We start from the raw sequence: 25,285 nt of genomic DNA, 5'->3' as shown, positions 1-25,285 counted from the left end.
TAAAATCAATCAAACACAAATCAGCAACAATGTTTTATTGTATTTTTTCTACTTGATTAAACTCAAGCTCTACTGGCGTTTCTCTACCAAAAATCTGAACCGAAACGCGTAATTTATTGCGCTCATAATTTACTTCTTCAACAACACCAGTAAAATCAGCAAATGGCCCTTCATTAACTCTAACTTGCTGCCCAACTGTAAATTCAACTTTCGGTTTAGGCTTTTCAACCCCAGATTGAACCTGCTGCAATATTAAATCGACTTCTTTTTTAGTAATAGGCGTAGGGCGATTAGCTTTACCACCAATAAAACCAGAAACTCTTGGTGTACTTTTAACCAAATGCCAAGAGTCATCAGTCATTTCCATTTCTATCAGCACATACCCAGGAAAAAATTTTCTTTCACTAACTGTTTTTCGACCATTTTTAATATCCATCACTTCTTCAACAGGTACCAAAATCTGACCAAAATAACTTTCCATTCCTTCTCGGGCAATACGCTCTTGTAATGTTTTCTGTACATTTTTTTCGAAGCCAGAGTAAGCTTGCACAACATACCAACGTTTAGCCATCTTTATCCTCTCTTTAACAACAAGTCAAAAAACAGCCATGAAATCAAACTATCGGCCGCATAAATAAATAATGATAAGATTGCTACAAATATAACCACAAATATAGTCATCCTCAGTGAATCCTTACGCACTGGCCAAACAACTTTTTTGAACTCGACTATTGATGCTTTAATATATGAAACCAACCTCTTACCAAAATCGCACCAATACAACACCAAAATTAATCCCAAGATTATGCCAACAGCTGGAAATAAATATCGGGTATAAATAGGTAGGTGTGAATAATCATAAAAAGCCCAAACGCCTACTGCGACAAATGCAAAAGCAATCAACAACTTAAATACATCTGCACCCTTAAAGCCTGTATTATCTTCATTTTTATTAGATAACTTATTTTTAGTTTCTATAACTGACGAAAGCTTTTCTTCTTTACCTTGCGGTGTATTCTCAGTCATTATTTTTCCATTTTTCCATTAAACACAATAAACTTAGGATAGATACTCATAAAACATAATATCTATTATTTTACTTATTTAAATTACCTACCAAATTTAACTAATCGCAAATATTAAAATAAAAAATTAACCGGCACTAGGCCGGTTAATTTTTAATATGGCAGGCCAGGAGGGTCTCGAACCCCCAACCCTCGGTTTTGGAGACCGATACTCTACCAATTGAGCTACTGGCCTTAAACTTTAAGCAATGATAGAAGACACTACACCGGCACCTACGGTACGACCACCCTCGCGAATGGCAAAGCGTAAACCTTCTTCCATAGCAATCGGAGCAATCAGCTCTACTGAAATCGTTACATTCTCACCCGGCATTACCATTTCCACACCTTCTTCCAAAGATACCGCTCCAGTTACGTCGGTCGTACGGAAATAGAATTGAGGACGATAGTTCGCAAAGAACGGAGTATGACGACCACCCTCTTCTTTACTCAACACATATACTTCAGCTTTGAACTTAGTATGCGGCGTAATAGAACCAGGTTTAGCCAATACTTGACCACGTTCAACGTCTTCACGTTTAGTACCACGCAGCAACACACCTACGTTATCACCAGCCTGACCTTGATCCAACAGCTTGCGGAACATCTCAACACCGGTACAAGTGGTTTTTTGAGTCTCTTTCAGACCTACAATCTCAATCTCGTCACCAACATTGATAATACCACGCTCAACACGGCCTGTTACGACAGTACCACGACCTGAAATAGAGAATACATCCTCAATCGGCAACAAGAACGGTTTGTCAACAGCACGCTCAGGTGTCGGAATGTAGCTATCCAAAGCTGCTGCCAATTCATAAATTTTTTCTTTGTAACCAGCATCGCCTTCCAAAGCACGCAATGCAGAACCTTGAACGATCGGACAGTCATCACCAGGGAAATCATAGCTAGACAACAAGTCGCGGATTTCCATTTCAACCAATTCCAACAACTCTTCATCATCAACCATATCGCATTTGTTCATAAATACGATAATGTAAGGAACACCTACTTGGCGAGCCAACAAGATGTGTTCACGAGTTTGCGGCATAGGACCGTCTGCTGCAGAACATACCAAAATCGCACCATCCATTTGAGCAGCACCGGTAATCATGTTTTTCACATAGTCGGCGTGTCCCGGACAGTCTACGTGTGCATAGTGACGGGTTTCAGTTTCGTATTCTACGTGTGAAGTATTAATGGTAATACCACGGGCTTTTTCTTCCGGAGCATTATCAATTTGATCGTAACCTTTAGCCTGACCGCCAAATTTCTCAGACAAGATAGTGGTCAATGCAGCAGTCAATGTGGTTTTACCATGGTCAACGTGACCAATGGTGCCAACGTTTACGTGCGGTTTACTCCGCTCGAATTTTTCTTTAGCCATGGCAATTTCCTATTCCTAAAGCTTTTTGTTTGCAATTAACTGATGGTGCCCATGGGCAGAATTGAACTGCCGACCTCTCCCTTACCAAGGGAGTGCTCTACCCCTGAGCTACATGGGCTGATTATTTGGAGCGGGTGAAGGGAATCGAACCCTCACCGTAAGCTTGGAAGGCTTCTGCTCTACCATTGAGCTACACCCGCTTACTTTAATTTATTCTCTGCTCCAACATTTTTATGATTGGATTATGGTGGAGGGAGAAGGATTCGAACCTTCGAAGCTTTCGCAACAGATTTACAGTCTGCCCCCTTTGGCCGCTCGGGAATCCCTCCATAAAGAGAAACGTGATTATATAGATTTATTTTTTTGAGTCAAGACAATTCAACCATATTATTTTTTTCTTACAACTATAGCATTAATTTTAAATAACTTTATTTTTCAAAAATAATTCTCTCATACTTAGCCTGTAACTCTTCTTCAGTTTCAGGATTTTCTTCATCAATTAAAATACAGTCTACAGGACAAACCTGCTGACATTGTGGTTCATCATAATGCCCGACACACTGAGTACACAAACTAGGGTTAATTTCATAAATTTCTTCCCCTTGAGAAATTGCGTCATTAGGACACTCGGGCTCACAAACATCACAATTAATGCACTCATCCGTAATAAAGAGAGACATTTTTTTCCTCACAAATCTTAAATTTCAAAACCGATTTTGAATTATAACACAAGGCTCTTCAAATTAATTTTTTCTATTATTACCAATAAATTCAAAAACAAAGCCATCTGAATCAGATGGCTTTATGGTAATCACATTTTAAGTTCAACGAAAGAATTAATCATATTATATAGCTAAATATAATATTTAAGCTCAGAATTTATAATTGTATTGAAGCCCCAAAATATTTGCACGGCTTTTATAGCGCGCAAAAGATGAAACATTACTATCAACCGTGGTTACTGCTGCATTAGAAGGTTGGCCGGATACAATAGCATTGGCATTTTGTATATGTATATGACTATACGCAATATTGAATGCATGTTTTTTATTTAAATTATACTTAGCACCAACAGAATACCAAATTCGGTTGCTATCCGGCATAGTAACTAATCGTTCTTGCGCTTTACGCACTGGAGATTGATCATAAGCAACACCAAATCTCACTTGAAGGGGATCATTTACTTGATATGATGCCCCAAGCGCCACTTTATAAGTATTACGCCAATTAGGTAAAATCACGGTTTGATTGGATTGTTGCCCACTAAGTGTACGTTTGGGATTTTCAAATTTTAGTTCCGCCCTGTTAAAACGTGAATGGCGTGTCCAGGTTACATCGCCAAAAACATTCCATTTAGATGAAATACGATGCAACCCATGAACTGACAAAGATTCCGGTGTCGTAATTTTCAGACTGGCTTTTTCATGCGGCACATAGCCTGTTCCACCATTTTCAATAGTTTGCCCAATAGTTTGGGCATAAATTTGCTTAGCCACCACTCCATCTGCAGTCCAGTCAGCATTTCCTTTTAAGTTATGTTTAATATGTGAGCGATAATTAATACCCACCCTTGTATTCTCATTGATATCCCACATCCATGCTAAATGGTAACCAAATCCCCAATCTTTACCTTTCACTTCAGCATGCCCATCCAAAATACCTAGCCCATTAGTATCAATATTCGGACGAGCGGAGGCTCCCCAGTCTGCATATTTTCTTAATCCTGCAGAACTGTGTTGTGCAATGGCTCCCACTGCAATAGAGTGTTTTTCATTTAGCTTATATGCCAATACCGGCTCAACTGCTATAGAAGTTAGCTCTGTTTTATTTAAATTGTATCTTAGAGCAGAATCCCGATCATATTCTGTTTCAGAACCAAAAGGAACATAAACACCCAAACCGGCTGTTATATCCTCATTTACTTTATAGGCACCATATAAGTGAGGTGCAAACACGATATCTTGTGTGATTTTTCCGCTTCTAGAGCTAGTGGTAACTTCTGTTCCACCATTATAAATTGCATTTGCTTCGCTATACTTGACGCTAGGTGCTACAAAATTAATGGATGCAGAGACTTCATGTCCATCTAATTTTGTCAGCCCCGCCGGATTATAAAATAGTGTGGAGGCATCACTTGCTTCTGCAGCAGATGAATTGGCTGTACTTTGCGCGGAAACAGATTGTGTACCAAAATGGTAACCAGATGCCTGAACACCCGGCATAGCAAAAACAGCCATAATAGATAAAGGGATATAGTGTAATGTGTATTTATTCATAAGACTCTACTTTTAAACTATTTAAAATCAGATAGTGAACTTCATATATCAAAAATAACTCAGATATTATATAAACCCACCCATTTAATACGAATTTACTTAAAAAAATATACAACAAAATTCGCATTGAAGCTCCAAAGGTAGGGATTGGAAATATTGCAATAATCTATCCAAAATAAGCAACATCAACTATTACAAGCACCTTAAAAGATAAAATGAAACTTTAGTGCATAAACTCAATTTTATAATGAAGTTTTTATTAGATGTAATATTTTTTAGAGAAATATAAAGATTTATTTATCATATGTTGTATTTATGTAAAAATTTATCTTATACAACATCTTAAAAAATTAAATATACATAAAATTATATTTTATTTGAATAACACAAAAAAGCCTATTAAATACAAGATATTAGGCCGTCTGAATTTTTTTCAGACGGCCTGAGACCTTTGCAAAAACCCTAAAAATCCCTTAAATTTTTCACCAAAGATATTTAAGGGATTTCTCATGAGTACGTTCTTTCAGCAAACCGCCCAAGCCATGATTGCCAAACACATTGACCGCTTTCCTTTATTAAAGCTCGAACAGGTAATTGATTGGCAGCCGGTAGAGCAGTATCTGAATCGTCAGAAAACCCGTTATATCCGAGAACACCGCGGCCGCCCCGCCTATCCCTTATTGGCTATGTTTAAAGCCGTTTTACTCGGCCAATGGCACAGTCTTTCCGACCCCGAACTCGAGCACAGTCTTATTACCCGTATTGATTTCAACCTGTTTTGTCATTTTGACGAGATGAATATTCCCGATCACAGTACCCTTTGCCGTTACCGCAACTGGCTGGCACAAGACAATACCTTGGCCGAACTGTTGGATTTGATTAACCGCCAACTGACTGAAAAAGGCTTAAAGGTAGAGAAAGCGCAGGCTGCCGTTATTGATGCGACGATTATTCAGACGGCCGGCAGTAAGCAACGTCAGTCTATAGAGGTTGATAGCGAAGGAGAGGTAACCGGTCAAACCACACCGAGCAAAGACAAAGATGCCCGTTGGGTGAAGAAGAACGGTCACCATCAATTAGGCTATAAGCAGCACACCCGTACCGATGCGGAAGGTTATATTGAGAAGCTGCATATTACAGCGGCCAATGCCCACGAGTGCAAACATCTGTTGCCTTTGTTGGCAGGCATGGCCAAAGAGACTACCGTCTATGCGGATAAAGGTTACGACAGTGCAGAAAACAGAAAGCATCTGGAAGAATATAAACTGAAAGACGGCATTATGAGTAAATCCCACCGCAACCGTCCGCTGACGGAAGCGCAAACCCGCCGCAACAAACATTTATCGAAAACCCGTTATGTAGTGGAACAGAGTTTCGGTACGCTGCACCGTAAATTCCGCTATGCGCGGGCAGCCTACTTCGGGCTGGAGAAAGTCTCGGCGCAAAGCCATCTGAAAGCGATATGTCTGAACCTGTTGAAGGCGGCCAACAGGCTACGTGCGCCTATTGCTGCCTAAAAGGCAGCCGGATGCCTATTAATTAGGCATCTGAGGAGTAATAAAGGGGATATTGCGGTCAAAAACAGCCGAAATCCTGTGTTTGGAGTTCGGCTGTCGGGTGAAGGACTATTTCGCAAAGGTCTCGGCCTAATGTTTTGGTATATCAAAATAAGTTATGATTCCAATTGTTTTTTATCACTTCCTCTACGGGAAAAATTAATACCTAATTGCTTTAGCTTGCGATAAAGGTGTGTTCGCTCCAAGCCTACTTTTTGAGCAACACGACTCATATTGTGATTTTCTTGAACAATATGATATTCAAAATAGCGTCGCTCAAGCTCTTCTCTAAGTTCACGTAAAGGCATATTAAAATTAAACCCACCAACCATCTCTGATACTGGTAGACGTGTCACATCACCTAACACAGCACTAACCTCAGGCTCATCTACAAAATTTTCTTTAGATGCCAATGCTAAATTTTTTACGATGCTTCTTAGCTGCTCAAGATTACCCGGCCAATCATATTGTTTTAACATACTCAATGCACCAGGACTAAATTTAACTAAAGGAATTTTTTGAGTTTCTGCCAATTCACTTAGAATTTGTTCAACAAAAAAAACGATATCTTCAGACTGATTGCGCAACGGAGGGATTTCAACAATACAAGAAGGTAAAGTATCTTGCAGTTTTGTATCTATCTGATTTTCTATCGCATCACCTTGGTAGCGACTACTGGCAAAAATAATACGTACATTACTCCGCTCTGCCTTTGACAATAAAAATGCGATCCCTTGTTGTAAGCTTTTACTATATTGAGCAATATCTCCCAAATATAGAATACCGCCGGAAGCTTTCTGTAGTAACTCATTTGGAATATCGACAATATGTTCAGTTTTACTCGGCTCAACCCATGGTGTACCACTTTTATGAAAATAGCGTGCAACTAATTCAAAAGGTGAACCGGGCTCACCATAAAGCAAGGCAGATTTATTTTTTTTAATAGCTACATCAAGTGTACGATTGAGTTCTTGAATAGAAGGGCTATTACCTAATTTATCTAGCAATAAACCAGATGCTGCCTGCATTTCACCATATTTTAATGCCCTATCAACAGTAGTGAGCAGTTTTTGTAATGCAATAGGTTTTTCAAGAAAATCCAGCGCACCGATTTTCGTTGCCTCTACGGCAGTATCAATACTCGCATGACCGCTCATCATAACTACCGGCATATTAAGCTGCCCGTTTTTTGCCCATTCTTTTAAAAGAGTGATGCCATCACAATCCGGCATCCAAATATCCAGCAATACCATAGCTGGGCGTACTTGATGTCTGAGTTGACGAGCTTCTTCGGCATTTTCAGCCAAAGTTACTGTATATCCCTCATCCTGAAGAATCTCAGATAAAAGATCACGGATACCGATTTCATCATCAACAATTAAAATATCGCTACTGCGCATAAGTTTCTACCAATCCGGGTAAGATTATATTGACGCACGCACCACCTTCTACAAGATTACTCAAGCTAATGCGACCGCCATGTTCTTCAATGATTTTTTTTACTACAGGCAATCCCAAACCTGTGCCTGTCGGCTTATCGGTAATATAAGGGTCAAAAGCATGATGCAACATTTCTTTACTAAAGCTTTTGCCATTATTCGATACTTTCAATACAACCTGACTACCATCCAGATAAGTCTGAACATACACAAGCGGGGAAGTACTACTTTCTGCAGCTTCCGCTGCATTTTTTAAAATATTATGTAAAACCTGACGCATGGCCGTTGTGTCGGCTGCTATAGTTAGGGCTATATTACTCAAATCAGCCTTAAATGTACATGCACTACCTTCATATAAAAGTAAAACCTCTTCAATGATTTGGTTTAAATTAAGCTGTTCGAATTTAAGAGAAGGAGCACGAGCATAGTTTCTAAATGCTTCAACCATTTCTTTTAAAGCTGCAACCTGTTTGATAATGGTATCGGTAGAACGAGTAAGTATCTGCGCATCTACGCCATCCAACTTATCATGCAATTTCCATGCCAACCTTTCCGCCGAAAGTTGAATCGGTGTCAACGGATTACGTATTTCATGTGCCAATCTTTTTGCCACCTCGCCCCATGCAGCTTCTTTTTGAGCACGAACTAAAGCAGTAATATCATCAAATACCATGACAATCCCATTATCGTTATCATCAGGCAAAATAGTGGCTTTAGCTAATAAAATACGGGTTTCATCCGGTGCTGCATAACTTAACTGAATAGGTTTATCCAGTGGTGCAGTATCAACTATTGATGCAAATGTTTCTGCTAAAACTGCTTGTTGTGGTGCCTTCCCTGTCCAATTATACCAACTACTTCCTTCCAACTCTTTCAATGATACACCCAAAATATGCTCGGCACTTTCATTATATGTTTTCAGACGGCCTGTATCATCGACAGTCACAACGCCCGTAGTCAAACTGGCTAACACACATTCCAAATAATGGCGTGCTGCTTCTTGCTGCAAACGGTTACGCTCGTCTACATCTTTAGCAATACTAAGCTGCTCCGTCATATGGTTAAACAAATGTGTTAACCTGCCAAACTCATCATTTCGATAAATAGGCCTTTTTTGAGAAAAGTCACCTTTTGCAACAGCTCTTGCGCCCTCTGCCAACGATAAAACAGGCTCAACAAAACGGCGCGCAAAATAAAGTGCTACAACCAATGCCAACATAATAGCCAGCAAGGTTGCTACTAATAAAGTAACCAGGAAAAAAGTTTGCAACCCCTGCTTCGCATACGTTAACTCAGCATATTTTGCACGAGCAGCTTCAATTAACGTAGCATCTTGGGCGACATTTTCTGGAATAACCTGCCGAAAAAAGAGTGCATACTCATGACCAGCATCACTACCTAAAGGCAACCATCCTCTTGCATATAAAATATTATTATGATTTTCTATACTCCCTGCAGAGCCAGTCTCTTCCAATAAACTACGAGAAGCATTATCTAAAACAGGGGGAGGTAATCTATTGAGATTACGAACAACATCGACATTACCAACATTTAAATCGTATATCACTAATTGATCAAATTTATCAATATCAGGAATGGTTGCTAATTTTTTACTTAAATCCGCTCCAGTAGAAAATGTACTGATTAAATCTACTTGTAATACAGAGGCATCACGTATCGTATTATCTAAAGCCAGGTTTAGCGCTGACTTACTAAGATTTACTCCGCGCTCAAGTGCTTCATGCGTATCATTACCAAACCAAGAATTAATACTGTTAGAAATAAACTGGGAAGAAACACCAAAAAGAAACAATCCTGGTAATACAGCAACCAGTGTAAACATGCCTGCCAATCTACGGGCTATTTGTGAGCCGAAAATACCATTCCGTAAATCATGCATCAATAGCAAAACATAACGTATCAATACGGTTAGTAAAACAACAATTAACCCTATACTTGATGCGATAATCCACCAAAAATAATCACTTAAAATACTATCATTTTTGGTTGCCAACGTTAAAATATAAAGCGATAAAAAGGAAAGCAACCCTGCCGTTAAAAGAAAATAGCGCATTGCTTATTCCTGTGAAATACTCAAAGATTGCCACCCTGAGTCAAGCTGCCAGTTTTTAGAATTAAGTGCATTGATTTGGAACGGTTTAGGTAACTGAGAAGTGCTGAGAACCAAGCGGATTTCTGCTTTAGCCTCTTTAGCCGAAATACCATCAAGAGCCCCACTGCCCAGCACCCGCCAATTTGCTACTGCACCAATTGCACGTAGTGCTGTTTCCAAGCTGTTGTATTCTGTAGAAAAAGTGCCTACGGTTACACGATAGCGATTGGTTAATGGATGATAAGAAAGCTTATAATGGATCGTGGTATCACCGCTTACAAGTTGTCCAAATTTAAACCGATATGCCGCTACAGTGGGCGCAGAAAGCTGGTAACTTAAAGTAAAATTCAGTGGTACACCTTGATTTAAAACCTGTTTTAACTGGTTTGGCAAGGTAGTTTGAAAGCGGCTGCTAACTGACATTTGCCCAGAGTCAGTCAATACAGCCCGAAATCGGGTTGCACTTATACCCTCGGCTGATGTATGAAAAGACCACACCGATAAGATAAGCAAAAACAGAAGCCTACTGTTTTTGAATAAGCGCATAATAAAAGCCATCTTGCTGTTTATTCGGAAGAAGGACATGCGATTCCGAACAAACGGCATCGGCATGGCGGTTTAAAAATTTTTGTAGTTGCTGCTCATTTTCTTCAACAAATATTGAACAGGTCGCTAAAAGCATCCTGCCATTTTTTGTCAAGGTCTGCCAGAGTATGTCGAGAAGTGCTTCTTGCTGACGGGCAGTTTTTACAGCATCTCCCGGCCTACGCAACCATTTAATATCAGGATTACGCCGAACCACACCGGAAGCAGTACAAGGTACATCAGCTAATATAGCATCAAATGCTTGGCCGTCATACCAAGCTTTTATATCTTTTGCATCGGCACATTGCAAGGCAGCCGCCTGAAGCCCTAAGCGTTGCAAATTATCAGTCACCCGTTTCAGACGGCCTTTATCAATATCCAATGCGGTCACTTCACAATCAGCATATTCTAAAATATGCCCCGTTTTACCACCGGGTGCAGCACATGCATCTAAAATCCGTTCGCCATTTTTAGGTTTTAATAGATAAGCCGCCTGTTGCGCACCAAAATCTTGAACAGACACTAAGCCTTCCGAGAAACCGGGCAACCGATGAACCGGCACTGCCTCCGACAGTATGACCGCATAGTCATCTAAAGCCTTACCATTAATATTGGCCTGCTGAAGCAACTCTATATATTGTTCGGCATTAAGCCGGCGACGGTTAACACGTAAAGTCATTGGTGGTAATTGTTGCGAAACCGCAACCATATTATGCCAATGCTTAGGATAGTGGTTTTGCAAATAATGAATCCACCATTCTGGCAAATTATATTTGGCTACATCATTTTTCTTACATAGGGCAGTAAGCTGCTCCTGCTCTCTCAAGAACCGACGTAAAACCGCATTAGCAAAAGATCGGTATTGACCCTTACCAATAGCAGCAATACCCTCCACTGCCTCATTGACGACCGCATGAGGGGCATTTCGTGTATAAGCCAGCTGATACAACGCTACCAGCAACAAACTTTCCAACTTCAAATCTGTAGCCGGCTTTTTCAGCATTTTACTCAGCATAAAGTGCAAACTACCACGATATCGCTGAGTACCATAGGCAATGTCCTGTAGAGCACCATTTTCTTGCGGGCTTAAATCAGGATAACGCTGTCGGATAGCCGCCAATACATCTTGCAAATTTTGTCCCGAACGGACTGCCGCCACACTTTCTGCCGCCAGTTTTTGAACCAGCGCCATACTCATAACTGTTCCCCTACTTCAATACGTTTACCTGCTGCAAACGCAGCAATCGACATACGCTTGCTTCCTGCGGGTTGGAGTTCGGTAATTTTTAGTGCCTGCTCTCCACAAGCCACAATCAGGCCGTCTGAACCACAATACAAAACTTCGCCGGCAACATCGCTATAATCTACCACTTCGGCCTGCCATATTTTTAAAGGTTTGCCCTGATATTCCGTCCAAGCGGCGGGTACCGGATTAAAAGCACGAATTTTACGCTCTACTACTTCGGCAGATTCATGCCAATTGATTTTAGCTTCTTCTTTAGCTAATTTATGGGCATACGTTACACCGTTTTCAGGTTGAGGCATGCTTTTCAGACGGCCTTCTTGCTCTAAACGTTGCAAATCAGCAACAATCGCCTGTGCACCCAATAACATTAAAGCATTATGTACATCACCTGCTGTGTCATGCTGTTTAATCGCATAACGGTGCTCGCTCACCACATCCCCGGTATCCAGCCCTTCATCCATCTGCATAATGCAAATACCCGTTTCGGCATCACCGGCTTCAACCGCTCGTTGTATCGGAGCCGCACCACGCCAGCGTGGCAATAGCGAAGCATGAATATTCAGGCAGCCGTGCTTTGGGATAGTCAAAACACTTTTTGGCAAAATCAATCCGTATGCGGCAACTACCATCACATCAGCTTCCTGTTGACGTAACAATTCCTGAGCATCTTCATTTTTCAGGCTCACTGGTTGTGCAACGGTTAACCCAAGCTCAATAGCTGCTTGCTTAACAGCAGATGGCTGGAGTTTCATTCCCCGCCCTTTCGGACGATCCGGTTGCGTCAACACCAAAGGGATCTCAAAACCCGCTGCAGCAATCGCTTTTAAAGCGGCAGCAGAAAAATCAGGGGTACCTGCAAAAATAACTTTCATGTTTGGAATAGGCCGTCTGAAAATTTATAAATTATGCTTAGCACGTTTTTTTAGCTTGGTTTTAATACGGTTCTGCTTCAAATTAGACAGATATTCGACAAAGACTTTACCCGCAAGATGATCTAATTCATGCTGAATACAAATGGCCAGCAATCCGTCGGCTTCTAAAGTAAACTTTTCACCTTCTTCATTAAATGCCTCAACCGTTACCTGTTCGGCACGAGTAACCGTGTCATAAATACCCGGCACCGATAAACACCCCTCTTCGTAGGTGGTTTCACCATTTTTATGCGTAATAATCGGATTAATAAATACCCGTGGCTCGTTTTGTTCTTCCGATAAATCCATCACTACAACCCGCTCGTGCACGTTTACCTGTGTCGCTGCCAACCCGATACCACGGGCTTCATACATTGTTTCCAACATATCTTTTGTCAGCGTTTTAATACGGTCGTCAATTTCAGCTACCGGTTTGGCGACGGTATGCAACCGTTCGTCAGGGTATTGAAGAATGTTAAGTAATGCCATAATTTAATCTCAAATGTAAAAATATGTGTGTATAGCGCTATGATATTAGCAATATTCGGTGGTAAAATATTAACCTAAATTTAGTATAGAGAGTCATTAAACTCATTATTTAAATTAATCTGTCTCTTTTAATTTAAAGATAACCGATTCAATTTCAAGGGGAGCAGTCATGCACAAACGTATTATAACCTTGCTTTGCGCCTTGGGTTTGGCTATTTCAGGCCAATCTGTAGCAGCTGGGCTAAAACTCCGCCCAAATGCGCCTCAGCGTTATGTTGTTAAACAAGGGGATACTTTATGGGGTATATCAGGCAAGTTTTTATATAGTCCTTGGCAATGGAACCGCTTATGGGGTGCCAATCGCCAAACTATTCGCAATCCGCATATGATTTATCCGGGCCAAGTGTTGGTTTTACGCTATATTAACGGACAGCCAAGATTAGAGTTTGAAAACCAAACATCTAATGCAGATGGCATTCCCGTAATCAAACTGGCACCTCGTGTACGCGAAGTGTCTTCCGGCTACGGCATTCAAACCGTCAATGTCGACTTCTATCGTATGTTTATGCAACACCCTCAAGTTATCCCACAAATGCAAACCCAAGATGCGCCGCGTCTGATCGACGGACCGGACAATAGCATTTTATATAGCAAAGGGGATCGTGTTTACGCTTACGGTATTACTGAACCCGGTCGCTATTTGGTTTACCGTGCCCGTAAAGATATTTTAGATCCGCAAACTCATAAATACCTTGGGCAAGAAGTCGTATTCAGCGGCATTGTCAGCACCTTACCTTATACCAACAGTGCGCTAGATGCTCGTAGTGAAGAAGATGCCAAATATTTGAAGGAAAACCAATACTATACCCGCCTACATCCTCTATTAAAAGTACCGACCGAAACCGCCCAACCGATGGTTGTTGAAGAGGCTATATCTGAAGTACGTAAAGGCGACTTTTTATTAAAAATGACCGATGAGCGAGATAGTTTTCAAATCATGCCTCATGCGCCAAGCCGTCATATTAATGCAACTGTCGTTTCTATTTTCGATGGTATCAGTGAAGCAGGGCAATTCCAAACAATCACCCTTAACAAAGGTGAAGCTGATGGTCTAGATAAAGGCACAGTATTAAGCCTTTATAAACGTGATCGTCAAGTTAGAGTAGATCTGGAAAATGGGGTACGAGGCAATAGCAGTGTAGTGAAATATGTTTCCATTCCTGCTGAAGAAGCCGGATTGGCAATGGTTTACCGTACCGGTAAAAATCTAGCCTCTGCCATTATTTTAGAAAGCCTGACTAACATCAACATTGGCGATACAGCATCAGAGCCAGGTCAAGATTTAGATAATATGGCAAATGATATGCGCCATGTAGTTAATACACCACAGGAATCTCATGATACTGAGCATAATGAATATAACATTAAAAGTAATATCAACCCTTAATTAATCGTTATATACAAAAACACACGGCATTAATCAGGCCGTGTGTTTTTTATTGGTATTTTAGAGACAATATACACTTGATACACCATAAAGCTTACAGACTATTATTTGACTATAAATTATCAAAACAACTTAGCATATATGAAATTAACTTATTGAAAGAAAATATATTATTTATTAACTTTATTTATTTACTTTCCTTTGCTGCCTTATCTTTCAAGACACACGCCCCTTTTCGGTCATTTATTACCGAGTATCTAATAAAATTATTTGTTAATTTACACATCAAATTATTAACAAATAATTACAAAAAAGATAAAATACAAAACATAAAAAATATAACTTACTTTACTAAAAATAAATAAACACATTACGGGGCTTGCCATGATTCATTCAGAACGGTTTGCCTGGGCACAACTCGCATTAACACCATATATCGGACCGGAAAGCTTTTTAGCCCTCATCCAACATTATGGTTCCGCACAAGCTGCCCTGGCCGCACCTGCAGAAGCAGTCAGCAAACTCGTTCGTCATAAGCAGGCCGTTGAAGCATGGAAAGGGAAAAATGGTCAGGCCATTGCAGCAGCTGAAGCCGCTTTTACTTGGGAAAAGCAAAAACAATGCCGGTTGATGTTGTTGTGTGACAATGATTTCCCTACCATGCTGACAGAAGGAATCACACCGCCGCCATTATTGTTTTTACGCGGCTGTGTCGAATTACTGCAACAGCCTGCTATTGCCATTGTCGGTAGCCGTCATGCCACACCACAAGCATTGCGGATTGCCCATGACTTTGGCAAAGCCATAAGCAAGCATGATATTCCCGTAGTGTCCGGTATGGCTTCAGGCATTGATACGGCAGCACATCAAGGTGCATTGTCAGAAAATGGCGGCACCATCGCCGTATGGGGCACAGGCATAGACCGCATTTATCCGCAGTCTAATCGAGATCTTGCCTACCAAATTGCCGAAAAAGGGTTAATTATCAGTGAATTTCCATTGGGCACCCGCCCTTTAGCCGGTAATTTTCCCCGCCGTAACCGCCTTATTGCTGCATTATCGAAAGCCGTACTGGTTGTTGAGGCCGCACCTGAATCAGGTTCGTTGATTACAGCCAGACTGGCCGGAGAAATGGGGCGGGAAGTCATGGCCGTTCCCGGTTCCATCGACAACCCTCATAGTAAAGGCTGTCATAAATTGATTAAAGAAGGTGCCAAATTGGTAGAGTGCTTGGATGATATTTTATCTGAGTGCCCTTCACTTTCAAAACCTGCTCCCGTCAAACACATTGTTCGGCAAAATAAACCGGTTCCGAAGCAGGCACCTGATAATATGACGGAAACCAAGCCGTCTGAAAATCCGATTTTAACAGCTTTAGGCTATGGCCCTACTCATCCCGATAATTTGGCACAGACACTCAATATGCCCACAGCAGATATATATGCACAACTGCTCGAGCTTGAACTCGACAATATCGTTGCCTCTCTGCCCGGTGGACGTTATCAGAGAATCAAATAACAACAAGGAAATATCATGGCTGATGTCATTGCATTTTTAATCAAACACTTTTACGACTTAGATGCCTGCCCGCCTCCTTCTGATCTAGGGCAGATTTTAGAAGATATAGGGTTCAATGATATTGAAATTAATCAAGCTTTAATGTTGCTTGAAGTATTGGCGAACTGCCCAGAAGTTTCTGAGACTCAATATCATCGAGACGCCATTCGCGTATATTGTGAAGAAGAGCTAAAAAGTCTGCCACAGGATGTTATCAGCTTATTATATTTATTGGATGATGCTGAAGCCATTAACGGTGAGCAACGTGAATTTGTTGTTCATGCTCTACAACATCTGCCTCCAGAAGAAATTACCGTCGACATGGCAAAAGTCTTAACACTTTTGGTTTTATGGGCACACAAATCGGAGCTGCCGGCACTTATCGGCGCCGAACTCATGATGGCTCTACATGGCAAGGCCGTCATGCATTAACTTGTAATGGTACGCTTATTTGCTTGGCACTTTAACTTTAATAGAATAGTATCCATATTCTTAAAAAGCCGCTTTGTTCATACCTGACAAATAACGGATTGCCTGCCTGATTTAATAAGCTTACCACTCCCGATAGGTTGTAATATGCAATAAGATTATTCTATGTTGTATAATTTTCATATAAACCAAACATAGAAAATCATTACTTAGCTTTATTCATCATCATTGCAATCACTACCAAAAAAGCCGTCTGAATCGTTCAGACGGCTTTAATCATATAAGAAAATGACTCCGTTTTTATTTCAGCATATTTTTAATCACACCCATCACACTTCTTGAAATCGTACGGGTAACCTGCTTATTAATCTGATCACCAACACTATCGGCCAAATTATAAGCGGCACCCTGACGAGACTTCTTACGGCTACCGAATAACCCGCCCAAAAAACCACTAATTATACCGGCATCTTGTGATGAATTATCTTTTTGCTTAGCGGGTTTAGCCGTTTTTTTCTCAGCAACTTCAGCTTGTTGTTCTGCCGCTTTTTGTTCCAATTCGGCCAGCGCCTCATAAGCCGAATAATTATCTATGCTGTCTTTATAATGGCTAAACAGCATATCGTTTTGAAAACGGCTGTTACGATCAGATGCCGTTAACGGTGTTAATGCCGATTGGGGCGGCAGTATCAATGCACGCTCTACCGGTTCGGGCATACCTTTTTCATCCAAGAAAGAAACCAATGCTTCGCCTATGCCCAACTCTGCAATCACTTCCGCAACTTGAATATCCGGATTGCTACGAAACGTTTCCGCAGCTGCCTTTACCGCCTTTTGATCACGAGGTGTAAATGCACGCAAGGCATGTTGGACGCGGTTGCCTAGCTGCCCCAAAATCGTATCCGGCAAGTCCAAAGGATTTTGGGTAACAAAATACACACCCACGCCTTTAGAACGTATCAGCCGAACCACTTGCTCGATTTGCTCCACCAACACAGGCGGCGCATTATCGAATAATAAATGCGCTTCATCGAAAAACATCACGAATTTCGGCTTCTCTAAGTCACCTACTTCCGGTAAGTTTTCAAACAACTCTGCCAACATCCACAATAAAAATGCGCTATACATTCTTGGCGAACGCATCAATTTTTCAGCATTCAAAATATTAATGATGCCTTTACCGTCTTCCGTCTGCATCCAATCTTCTAAATTTAATTCAGGTTCGCCAAACAATTTTTCCGCACCCTGGTTTTCCAGCGTTAACAATTGCCGTTGTACTGCCCCGACGCTGGCAGAGGAAACATTACCATACTGACTCCGATATTCTGCAGCATTATCGGCAACATGCTTGAGCAATCCGCGTAAATCTTTTAAATCAATCAGGTGCCAGCCATGATCATCTGCAACACGGAAAACTAGATTAAGTAAGCCTTCTTGGGTATCATTCAAATTCATCAGTCGAGCCAACAACATCGGCCCCATTTCAGATATGGTTACCCGTATAGGAATGCCGGTTTCACCGAAAACATCCCAAAAACGTACCGGAAAACCTTGTAGCCAATCGCTACCCAACCCAAAATCAGCCATACGCTCGCCAACTTTACCAGTATCGCTGCCCGCACCAACCATACCGGATAAATCACCTTTCACATCGGCCAGAAATACCGGTATACCCTCCTGACTAAAAGCCTCGGCCATACGGCGTAAGGTAACGGTTTTACCCGTACCGGTCGCACCCGCAACCAATCCGTGCCGATTGGCCATCTTTCCTTGAATCTCAAGCGTTTTCTCACCGACACGGGCGATTGGGAAGGTGGTCATAAATTTTCCTTTATATTAAAGATGGATTTGCCGTTATTGTCTTATGAAATGAAATATGGAGCAAACCATCCGTACACAAATCATGTAGACCGTCTGAAACTCGCTAGATAGGAAAAGCAACCGTCCTTACAGCATTCTTAACTTATCACTTATTGCAAATAAACAATATATGACAAATAGATTTTTTAATTATAAAAAAAGGCCGCCTGAATACGCATCCGGCGGCACTATAAAAAAATCGATGAAAAGGAATGTAAACCGGCTGAAACTGCCTGCCTTTGTTACGAAACGAATATTAACAAATATATACAATAACAACAAGTATTTTCTTTTCAAAAACACAAATATTGTTAAAAAAAGATAATTAAAAGGATAATTGTGCGAAAAATGTAAATTAAAGATAAGAAACACACCTTTATAAAATATCAATACCCGGCAATTCTTAAAATTTCATCAGTATAAAAATACTTCAGATATATCAATATCATAAAATGGAAAGGCCGTCTAAAATATTTCAGACGGCCTTTCCATATAAAATCTATTACAAAATAATTTAATCCGATTCGATAATAGACTTACTCCCCCATCTTCGCCAACAATTCTGCCTGATGTTCGGCTATCAATGCCGAGGTTAACTCATCCAAATCACCATCCATAATAAAATCTAATTTGTGCAAGGTTAAATTAATGCGGTGATCGGTGACACGGCCTTGAGGATAATTATAAGTTCGGATACGTTCGCTACGGTCGCCGCTACCGATTAAACTTTTACGTTCGGCCGCCTCTTTAGCCTGTGCTTCACGTTTTTGCGCATCATTCAGCCTTGCCGCCAATACTTTCATTGCCTGCGCTTTATTACTGTGTTGCGAACGCCCGTCTTGGCATTCGACCACCATCCCTGTCGGCAAGTGAGTAATCCTCACAGCAGAATCGGTTTTGTTAATATGCTGACCACCTGCGCCCGATGCGCGAAACGTATCAATACGCAAGTCGGCCGGATTCAACTGAATTTCTTCCAATTCGTCCGCTTCCGGCATTACCGCAACCGTACAAGCCGAAGTATGGATACGGCCCTGACTTTCCGTAGCCGGCACTCTTTGAACGCGATGACCACCCGATTCGAATTTCAGCTTGCTATATGCACCCAAGCCGACAATGCGCACAATTACTTCTTTAAACCCGCCCAAATCGCTTTCATTAGACGAAATCACTTCAACCTGCCAGTTATTACGCTCGGCATAGCGGCTATACATACGCAATAAATCGCCGGCAAACAAAGCTGCTTCATCGCCCCCCGTGCCCGCACGCACCTCGATAAAAATATTTTTATCGTCGTCGGCATCTTTAGGCAGCAATAATTTTTGCAATTCTGTTTCCAACGTTTCGATACGCGCTTCGGCGGCCTCTATTTCTTCCGCCGCAAATTCTTTCATTTCAGGATCGGCAAGCATTTCCTGTGCATCGGATAAATCGCTTTGCGCCAGTTGATATTGCTGGAACGCTTCCGCCACCGGTGTAATCTCCGCATGCTCGCGGGTGAGTTTGCGGTAATTATCCATATCTTCGGTCGCTTCCGGCTGCCCGAGCAGATGGGTTACCTCTTCCAAACGTTCTGCCAATTGTTGCAGTTTTTCTAAAATAGACGGTTTCATCATTATTTTTCCATCTTGAGGCCGTCTGAATAATACTTTCAGACGGCATAAAAAGCTGATATGAAACAATACGCTTAATCAATTCCAACATAGCCGCTGTGATAAACGCCCGATATCAGAAGATTATGGTTAACTGCTTTCCCAAGCTAAGGGGAAAACATTCATTTCACAAAGAAAAAAAGCCAGCTAATGTGTAGCTGACTTTTCAATATTGTTGGTCGGAGTGAAAGGATTCGAACCTTCGACCCCTTGCACCCCATGCAAGTGCGCTACCAGACTGCGCCACACTCCGACACGAAAGAGAACGCGATTATAGAATCACATCATTCAACTGGCAAGCACTTTTTCGATGCCGCCCAACATTTTCTCTAATTCGGCCCGCATTTCTTCAGCCTGAATAGCGGGTTGGCCGGACGCATCTAAAGCATTGTGATTGAACGGATCAACGAATGGCGCGAAAGTGTCTTTCAGCTTTAACAGTTTCACAACATCCGAACGGCTATAGTGATTTCCGCCATAGCCGACAACCACGCCGTTTTCATGTTGCCATTGTGCAAACTGTGCAGGACTGATTTGAAGCAATTCACACATTTCATGCAGCGTAAAATAGCGTTTAGCAGGAACCGTTAAAGCAATATTAGCGTTGTTTGTCATAGTAATGCTCCACCATGCCTTTAAGCTTTTGGCTTGCATGGAAAGTCACTACCCGACGTGCGGTAATGGGTACTTCTTCTCCGGTTTTCGGATTGCGTCCGGGGCGTTGCGGTTTATCGCGCAATTGGAAGTTGCCAAAACCGGAAATTTTAATTTCTTCACCGCGCGCCAAAGTAGCACGGATTTCTTCAAAAAAGAGTTCGACGATTTCTTTGGCATCATTTTTGGTGACACTGCTTACTTTTTCAACCAAAATATCCGCCAGTTCTGCTTTCGTTAATGTCATGTTATTACCTTCATTTTTTAACAGATGTGGATTATCACTAATTTTTTATTAGAATTCAAGAGAATATCATATTTTTTATTGTCGCAGTTGCGCGCCCGCACTTTCAGCGGCTTTCACCAGTTTTTCCACCACTTGCTCGACAGCCTCATCAGTCAATGTGGCTTCCATATCTTGCAAAGTCACTTTCACCGCCATGCTCTTCATGCCTTCGGGCAAACCGGTTCCGCGGTAAACGTCGAATATAGAGATGTCGCGCAATAAGGCGCTATTCACTGTTTTCAGCGCATGAATCAGTTCATCGTGCGTAGTCTGCTCGGGCATCACGAATGCCAAATCACGGCGCACCGGTTGGAATTTGGAAACTGGGGAATAAACCGTTTTTTCACGAGCCGACACCGCATCCATATCGACTTCAAACACCAAAGCCGCTTGCGGCAAATCATATTTTTGCAGCCATTGCGGATGCAACTCACCGATAAAACCGATAACACGGCCATCAGAAACCATTTCGGCAGTACGGCCGGGGTGTAGTGCCGGATGCTCGGCTTTTATAAACGATACCTCACGACCCGCTAAAATATCTTCCAAATCGCCTTTCACATCATAGAAATCAGCGGCACGTGTTTTTTCGCCCCATTGTTCCGGCAAGGCAGAGCCATAAACCAAACCGCCCAAACGCTCTTTTTGAATAAAACGGCCGTCTGAATCCTTATTGAACACACGGGCAATTTCAAATAAACGCACGCGGTTTTGTTTACGGTTGAGATTGTTTTGCAAAATTTCCACCAAACCGCCGATTAAGGTAGAACGCATCACGCTGTATTGTGCCGCCAACGGATTTTGCAAACGGATAGGGTTGTCATTATTGGCGAAGTCATGTTCCCATTGCTCATTCACAAACGCATAACTCACCACTTCCTGATAACCGCGCGCCGCCATGTGGTTATACACCGCAAAGCGGGAACGGCGGTTTTCCGGCAGCGCCATCATAGACAGGCAGCCATCGGTATAATCATCAGGAATATTTTCATAGCCGTACACACGGGCGATTTCTTCAATCAAATCCGCTTCGATTTCAATATCAAAACGGAAGCTCGGCGAAGTGACTTGCAGGCCTTCTGAAATCTTTTGCGGCTGCAATCCGAGTGCGGCTAAAATGGTTTGGATACGCGCCTCATCAATGGCCACGCCCAATAATTTTTCAACACGCTGCGTACGCACCGATACTTTATTACGCTCGGGCAGATTGCCGACGGCTTCCACAATCTCACCGGCCTGCCCGCCGCAAACGGACAATACCAACTCGCTCACACGCTCAATCGCATCACGTTGCAATTCAAAATCTACGCCGCGCTCGAAACGGAACGAAGAATCCGAACCGAAACCATATTGGCGCGATTTTCCGGCAATCGCCGCCGGCGCAAACCAAGCCGATTCGAGCACAATATTTTGGGTATCGTCCGTTACTGCGCTGTATTCGCCGCCCATCAAGCCGGCCATACTCAAAGCCTGCCGCTCATCGGCAATCACCAAAGTATTATCGGCTAAAGTTACCGTTTTATCATTCAAACACGCCAGCGTTTCACCTTCTTTCGCTCTGCGCACGATCAGGCTGCCGCTCAATTTATCGGCATCGAAAATATGCATCGGCTGACCGAGCTCAAGCATCACATAATTGCCGATATCCACCAATGCGGAAATACTGCGCACACCGCTGCGAATCAAACGCTGCTTTATCCAAGCAGGTGTAGGTGCCTGTGCATTCACCCCTTCGATTACACGGCTTAAAAAACGGCCGCAATCTTCGGGCGCATCAATGCGAACCGGTTGGGTTTTCTTGCTTTCAACAGAGGCCGTCTGAATGGTAACGGGCTGATTATCACATTGCGTTAACGCCGCCACTTCGCGTGCCAAGCCTTTAATGCTCAGGCAGTCAGTGCGGTTCGGCGTGATTTTCAAAGTGAATAACCTATCGTCCAAATCCAGATATTCGCGGATATTTTGGCCGACCGGCGCATCTTCGGGCAACACCAGCAAACCGTCTACATCTTCAGGCAAACCCAACTCTTTGGCAGAACACAACATACCGTTGGAAACCTGCCCGCGCATTTTCGTCGGCTTGATTTTAAAATTGCCCGGCAATACCGCACCCGGCAAAGCACACGGCACTTTAATCCCCGCGCACACATTCGGCGCACCGCAAACAATCTGAATCAGCTCACCGGTACCCGCATCCACTTGGGTAATATTCAAACGGTCGGCATCAGGGTGTTTTTCTACCGATTTCACTTCGGCCACCACCACACCGGAAAACGCCGGTGCCGCTGAATCGGCTTCTTCCACTTCCAAGCCGGACATAGTCAGCAAATGGGCGAACTCATCGGCAGAAAGATTAGGATTGGCTTGAGTTTTTAGCCAAGAATAAGAAAATTGCATAATTGTATTCTTCTAAATTTTGAAATTATTAATAAAGACATCTTATGTTATTCATTATATGAAAAACCATTTTTTAAAATTTCCATAAATGTTTTATTACGACTATCCGCATCACTAACAACCGCCTCAAAATCTAAAAAAGCCAACTCAGCACCAATATTTTCATAATATCTGTACCAAATTTTACCTTGGGTAGAAAATTTCATTTTAAAATCTTGGGATTCTAAAGACTCTTCTAAATTCTGATCGAAATTAACTAATGCATATAGCCATACTCTTTGTATCTTTTCACATACATCTTTTAACTGTTTAATATATTTTGTTAACTCAGTAATAGCCTTAGTATTTTCCTCTAATTTAGTACCCAATCTTTTAAATTCAAAACAAACTAAATCAACCTTATCCGATTTATGCGTAATTTTATTAGAAAAAAACATTAAATAATCTGGTCGGCTTTTAGATTTTGTAGATTGATAGAAAATTTCATCAAACTTTTCCGTAATATCTTTTAGGGTAGTATCACTTGCTGCTTGAATATAAGTCATAAATCTATCATCTAATATCCAAGCATTATTATTAAATAGATCATTATTATGTCCCGATGAATATGTTGTTCTCATAGGGCTAATAATATTATGAATAGTTTCTTCTCTGTCTTCTTTCCCAATACTTTTTAATTTTTTAATTTGTAATTGTCTGAATAAAATATACTCTAATAAATTTTTTGCAGACAAATCTAAAGCCTTTATATAATCACTTTCAGTTAGTTTATCTTTTTCTAGTATGTCCCGTTGTTCTTTGAAAAATTGATTTTGTGCATCTTGTACAATATCTCTATTAGCTTTAAAGCCAATTTCACTTAAATCAATATAATCAATTAAATGTGGAAATCTATTCCATAAGAAACTTTGCCTTTCATGAAGGATATTTTGATATTCAGAGAAGTTATTTTTAAGAATATCCTTTACTTTATTTCTAAAAATATTTTTGACCCTCTTAAGATGCTCAGGCTTAAGGGTCAACTCTTGCCTAGTTGGGTCTACACACCCTTCAAAATGTTTAGAGACTAAGAAAAAAATTGCTTCAACATTTGGTAAATAATTTTGCACATCAATAATATCAATTTTCTTAGCCCTATTATCAATCGCAAAAGAAGTAACTACAGAAGAAATATTACTTTTAATATCATGAGATTTTAAAAAATAATATAACTTTGCTGTAGGTTCTAATAATGACTTTTGTCCAGCATTGTTACTGTCCTCTTCAAGCAAATCTGTAGCATCTATTTCTATACTCTGGAAATCAGGAATATCTTTTACATTAATACTTGTTTGTCTTTGTTCTTCATTAAGTTTACTTTTTATATTAATTTGAAAATTTTTATTCTCTTGTTTCATTTCAAAAAAACAAGGTAAAAATTCAGCAAAAATTTGTTCTCTTATATAATTTGCATCTAAAGAATTATTTGTACGCATTTTCTTTCTTTTTCCATTAAAAGATAATGTTGTACCTGATTTATATTCTTTAATATTTTTGATTAAATGATGATTTTCTTTTTTAAAATTATCATTAAAATTGAAACTACGTTGTTGATATGTATCTCCTTCTAAAAATTGACTTGTAATTTTTATATCATCAAAATATAACAAATAAACTAACCTTCCTTGTCCTTTGTGAACGTTATCTTTAGCTTCCATCAATTCTGAGAATCTCCAATAATTCTCTTCATTTAATCCGATACCATTATCTTTAATAATAAATTTTTCTAAATTGCTATTTTCCATTTCAATTTCGATATTAATTTCTGTAGCTTGAGCATCTAAAGCATTCGCCACCGCTTCGAAATACACCATTTCGAAACGAGACTGAGGAAAAAGGCGTGGAGCAGCAACTTTTAAATTAATATCCATAATTAAAATCTCTCTTATGAAGCTATA

Annotated in this window: 19 protein-coding genes, 5 tRNA genes and 3 pseudogenes; 5 read left to right on the top strand and 22 right to left on the bottom strand. The window is 41.0% G+C overall.

Features of this window, described 5'->3' with window-relative positions:
• Positions 1–34 precede the first annotated feature (34 nt).
• The 9 genes and pseudogenes from nusG to D0T92_RS03400 form a co-directional block, all read right to left on the bottom strand.
• Positions 35–571: a transcription termination/antitermination protein NusG gene (gene nusG / locus D0T92_RS03440; protein WP_151050241.1), complete on the bottom strand. Its 537-nt coding sequence runs from the start codon at positions 569–571 to the stop codon at positions 35–37.
• Positions 572–573: 2 nt separating this feature from the next.
• A pseudogene (gene secE, locus D0T92_RS11505) lies at positions 574–735 on the bottom strand (preprotein translocase subunit SecE); the annotation flags it as partial.
• Between the two features lie 449 nt (positions 736–1,184).
• A tRNA-Trp gene (locus D0T92_RS03430) sits at positions 1,185–1,260 on the bottom strand.
• Between the two features lie 6 nt (positions 1,261–1,266).
• Positions 1,267–2,451, bottom strand: coding sequence for an elongation factor Tu (gene tuf, locus D0T92_RS03425; RefSeq protein WP_151049960.1), 1,185 nt, complete (start codon positions 2,449–2,451; stop codon positions 1,267–1,269).
• Positions 2,452–2,494: 43 nt separating this feature from the next.
• Positions 2,495–2,569 (bottom strand) — tRNA-Thr (locus D0T92_RS03420).
• An 8-nt stretch (positions 2,570–2,577) separates the two neighbouring features.
• Positions 2,578–2,651 (bottom strand) — tRNA-Gly (locus D0T92_RS03415).
• A gap of 45 nt (positions 2,652–2,696) precedes the next feature.
• A tRNA-Tyr gene (locus D0T92_RS03410) sits at positions 2,697–2,780 on the bottom strand.
• Positions 2,781–2,879: 99 nt separating this feature from the next.
• Entirely contained in the window at positions 2,880–3,131 is a 252-nt protein-coding gene (locus D0T92_RS03405; RefSeq protein ID WP_151050237.1) for a YfhL family 4Fe-4S dicluster ferredoxin, read from the bottom strand.
• 192 nt (positions 3,132–3,323) lie between these two features.
• Entirely contained in the window at positions 3,324–4,727 is a 1,404-nt protein-coding gene (locus tag D0T92_RS03400) for an OmpP1/FadL family transporter (RefSeq protein ID WP_191963663.1), read from the bottom strand.
• 509 nt (positions 4,728–5,236) lie between these two features.
• Here D0T92_RS03400 and D0T92_RS03395 point away from each other — a divergent pair.
• On the top strand, positions 5,237–6,244 hold the full coding sequence (locus tag D0T92_RS03395) for an IS5 family transposase (protein WP_151050235.1): 1,008 nt from the start codon (positions 5,237–5,239) through the stop codon (positions 6,242–6,244).
• Positions 6,245–6,399: 155 nt separating this feature from the next.
• Here D0T92_RS03395 and D0T92_RS03390 read toward each other — a convergent pair whose 3' ends face one another.
• From D0T92_RS03390 to def, 6 genes are read right to left on the bottom strand one after another with little or no spacing between them, the layout of a single operon-like run.
• Positions 6,400–7,683 carry a sigma-54-dependent transcriptional regulator gene (locus tag D0T92_RS03390; protein ID WP_151050233.1) on the bottom strand — a complete coding sequence of 428 codons (1,284 nt, stop codon included), beginning with the start codon at positions 7,681–7,683 and terminating at the stop codon, positions 6,400–6,402.
• Positions 7,673–9,796: a sensor histidine kinase gene (locus tag D0T92_RS03385; protein WP_151050231.1), complete on the bottom strand. Its 2,124-nt coding sequence runs from the start codon at positions 9,794–9,796 to the stop codon at positions 7,673–7,675. Before D0T92_RS03385 ends, D0T92_RS03390 begins: the two co-directional genes overlap by 11 nt.
• Before the next feature lie 3 nt (positions 9,797–9,799).
• Positions 9,800–10,393, bottom strand: coding sequence for a DUF4390 domain-containing protein (locus D0T92_RS03380; RefSeq protein WP_151050229.1), 594 nt, complete (start codon positions 10,391–10,393; stop codon positions 9,800–9,802).
• Positions 10,359–11,618 (bottom strand): 16S rRNA (cytosine(967)-C(5))-methyltransferase RsmB, encoded by a 1,260-nt coding sequence (gene rsmB / locus D0T92_RS03375; RefSeq protein WP_151050227.1) that lies wholly within the window; start codon positions 11,616–11,618, stop codon positions 10,359–10,361. The genes D0T92_RS03380 and rsmB overlap by 35 nt, the downstream gene beginning before the upstream one ends.
• On the bottom strand, positions 11,615–12,538 hold the full coding sequence (gene fmt, locus D0T92_RS03370) for a methionyl-tRNA formyltransferase (RefSeq protein WP_151050225.1): 924 nt from the start codon (positions 12,536–12,538) through the stop codon (positions 11,615–11,617). The genes rsmB and fmt overlap by 4 nt, the downstream gene beginning before the upstream one ends.
• A gap of 24 nt (positions 12,539–12,562) precedes the next feature.
• A complete protein-coding gene (gene def / locus D0T92_RS03365) occupies positions 12,563–13,066 on the bottom strand; it encodes a peptide deformylase (protein ID WP_151050223.1) in 504 nt (167 codons plus the stop codon).
• A 169-nt stretch (positions 13,067–13,235) separates the two neighbouring features.
• Between def and D0T92_RS03360 the strand changes: the two genes are divergently transcribed.
• The 4 genes and pseudogenes from D0T92_RS03360 to D0T92_RS03350 all read left to right on the top strand — a co-directional run bounded on the left by D0T92_RS03360 (position 13,236) and on the right by D0T92_RS03350 (position 16,502).
• Complete coding sequence (locus tag D0T92_RS03360; RefSeq protein WP_151050221.1) at positions 13,236–14,513, top strand: LysM peptidoglycan-binding domain-containing protein; 1,278 nt, start codon at positions 13,236–13,238, stop codon at positions 14,511–14,513.
• Between the two features lie 384 nt (positions 14,514–14,897).
• Positions 14,898–15,770: pseudogene (gene dprA, locus D0T92_RS03355) on the top strand (DNA-processing protein DprA); the annotation flags it as partial.
• 108 nt (positions 15,771–15,878) lie between these two features.
• Positions 15,879–16,031, top strand: a pseudogene (locus D0T92_RS11825) (DprA-like winged helix domain-containing protein); the annotation flags it as partial.
• Positions 16,032–16,046: 15 nt separating this feature from the next.
• The gene (locus tag D0T92_RS03350) at positions 16,047–16,502 is read left to right on the top strand and encodes a DUF494 domain-containing protein (RefSeq protein ID WP_151050217.1); all 456 of its coding nucleotides are present in this window, start codon (positions 16,047–16,049) and stop codon (positions 16,500–16,502) included.
• 297 nt (positions 16,503–16,799) lie between these two features.
• Here D0T92_RS03350 and D0T92_RS03345 read toward each other — a convergent pair whose 3' ends face one another.
• The 7 genes from D0T92_RS03345 to D0T92_RS03315 all read right to left on the bottom strand — a co-directional run bounded on the left by D0T92_RS03345 (position 16,800) and on the right by D0T92_RS03315 (position 25,258).
• A complete protein-coding gene (locus D0T92_RS03345) occupies positions 16,800–18,320 on the bottom strand; it encodes a helicase HerA-like domain-containing protein (RefSeq protein WP_151050215.1) in 1,521 nt (506 codons plus the stop codon).
• Between the two features lie 575 nt (positions 18,321–18,895).
• Positions 18,896–19,972 (bottom strand): peptide chain release factor 1, encoded by a 1,077-nt coding sequence (gene prfA, locus D0T92_RS03340; protein ID WP_151052955.1) that lies wholly within the window; start codon positions 19,970–19,972, stop codon positions 18,896–18,898.
• A gap of 215 nt (positions 19,973–20,187) precedes the next feature.
• Positions 20,188–20,264, bottom strand: a tRNA-Pro gene (locus D0T92_RS03335).
• Between the two features lie 35 nt (positions 20,265–20,299).
• The gene (locus tag D0T92_RS03330; RefSeq protein ID WP_151050212.1) at positions 20,300–20,626 is read right to left on the bottom strand and encodes a hypothetical protein; all 327 of its coding nucleotides are present in this window, start codon (positions 20,624–20,626) and stop codon (positions 20,300–20,302) included.
• On the bottom strand, positions 20,610–20,912 hold the full coding sequence (locus tag D0T92_RS03325) for an integration host factor subunit alpha (protein WP_054598949.1): 303 nt from the start codon (positions 20,910–20,912) through the stop codon (positions 20,610–20,612). The genes D0T92_RS03330 and D0T92_RS03325 overlap by 17 nt, the downstream gene beginning before the upstream one ends.
• A 75-nt stretch (positions 20,913–20,987) precedes the next feature.
• The gene (gene pheT / locus D0T92_RS03320; RefSeq protein WP_151050210.1) at positions 20,988–23,348 is read right to left on the bottom strand and encodes a phenylalanine--tRNA ligase subunit beta; all 2,361 of its coding nucleotides are present in this window, start codon (positions 23,346–23,348) and stop codon (positions 20,988–20,990) included.
• 47 nt (positions 23,349–23,395) lie between these two features.
• Positions 23,396–25,258, bottom strand: a complete 1,863-nt coding sequence (locus tag D0T92_RS03315; RefSeq protein WP_151050208.1) for an ATP-binding protein — start codon at positions 25,256–25,258, stop codon at positions 23,396–23,398.
• Between the last annotated feature and the right edge of the window lie 27 nt (positions 25,259–25,285).

Origin of the sequence: Neisseria zalophi, assembly GCF_008807015.1 — a bacterium.
In the GTDB taxonomy this organism is placed as follows: domain Bacteria; phylum Pseudomonadota; class Gammaproteobacteria; order Burkholderiales; family Neisseriaceae; genus Neisseria; species Neisseria zalophi.
Note: the sequence above shows the minus strand (reverse complement) of the source record. Positions and strands in the feature narration are given on the sequence as shown.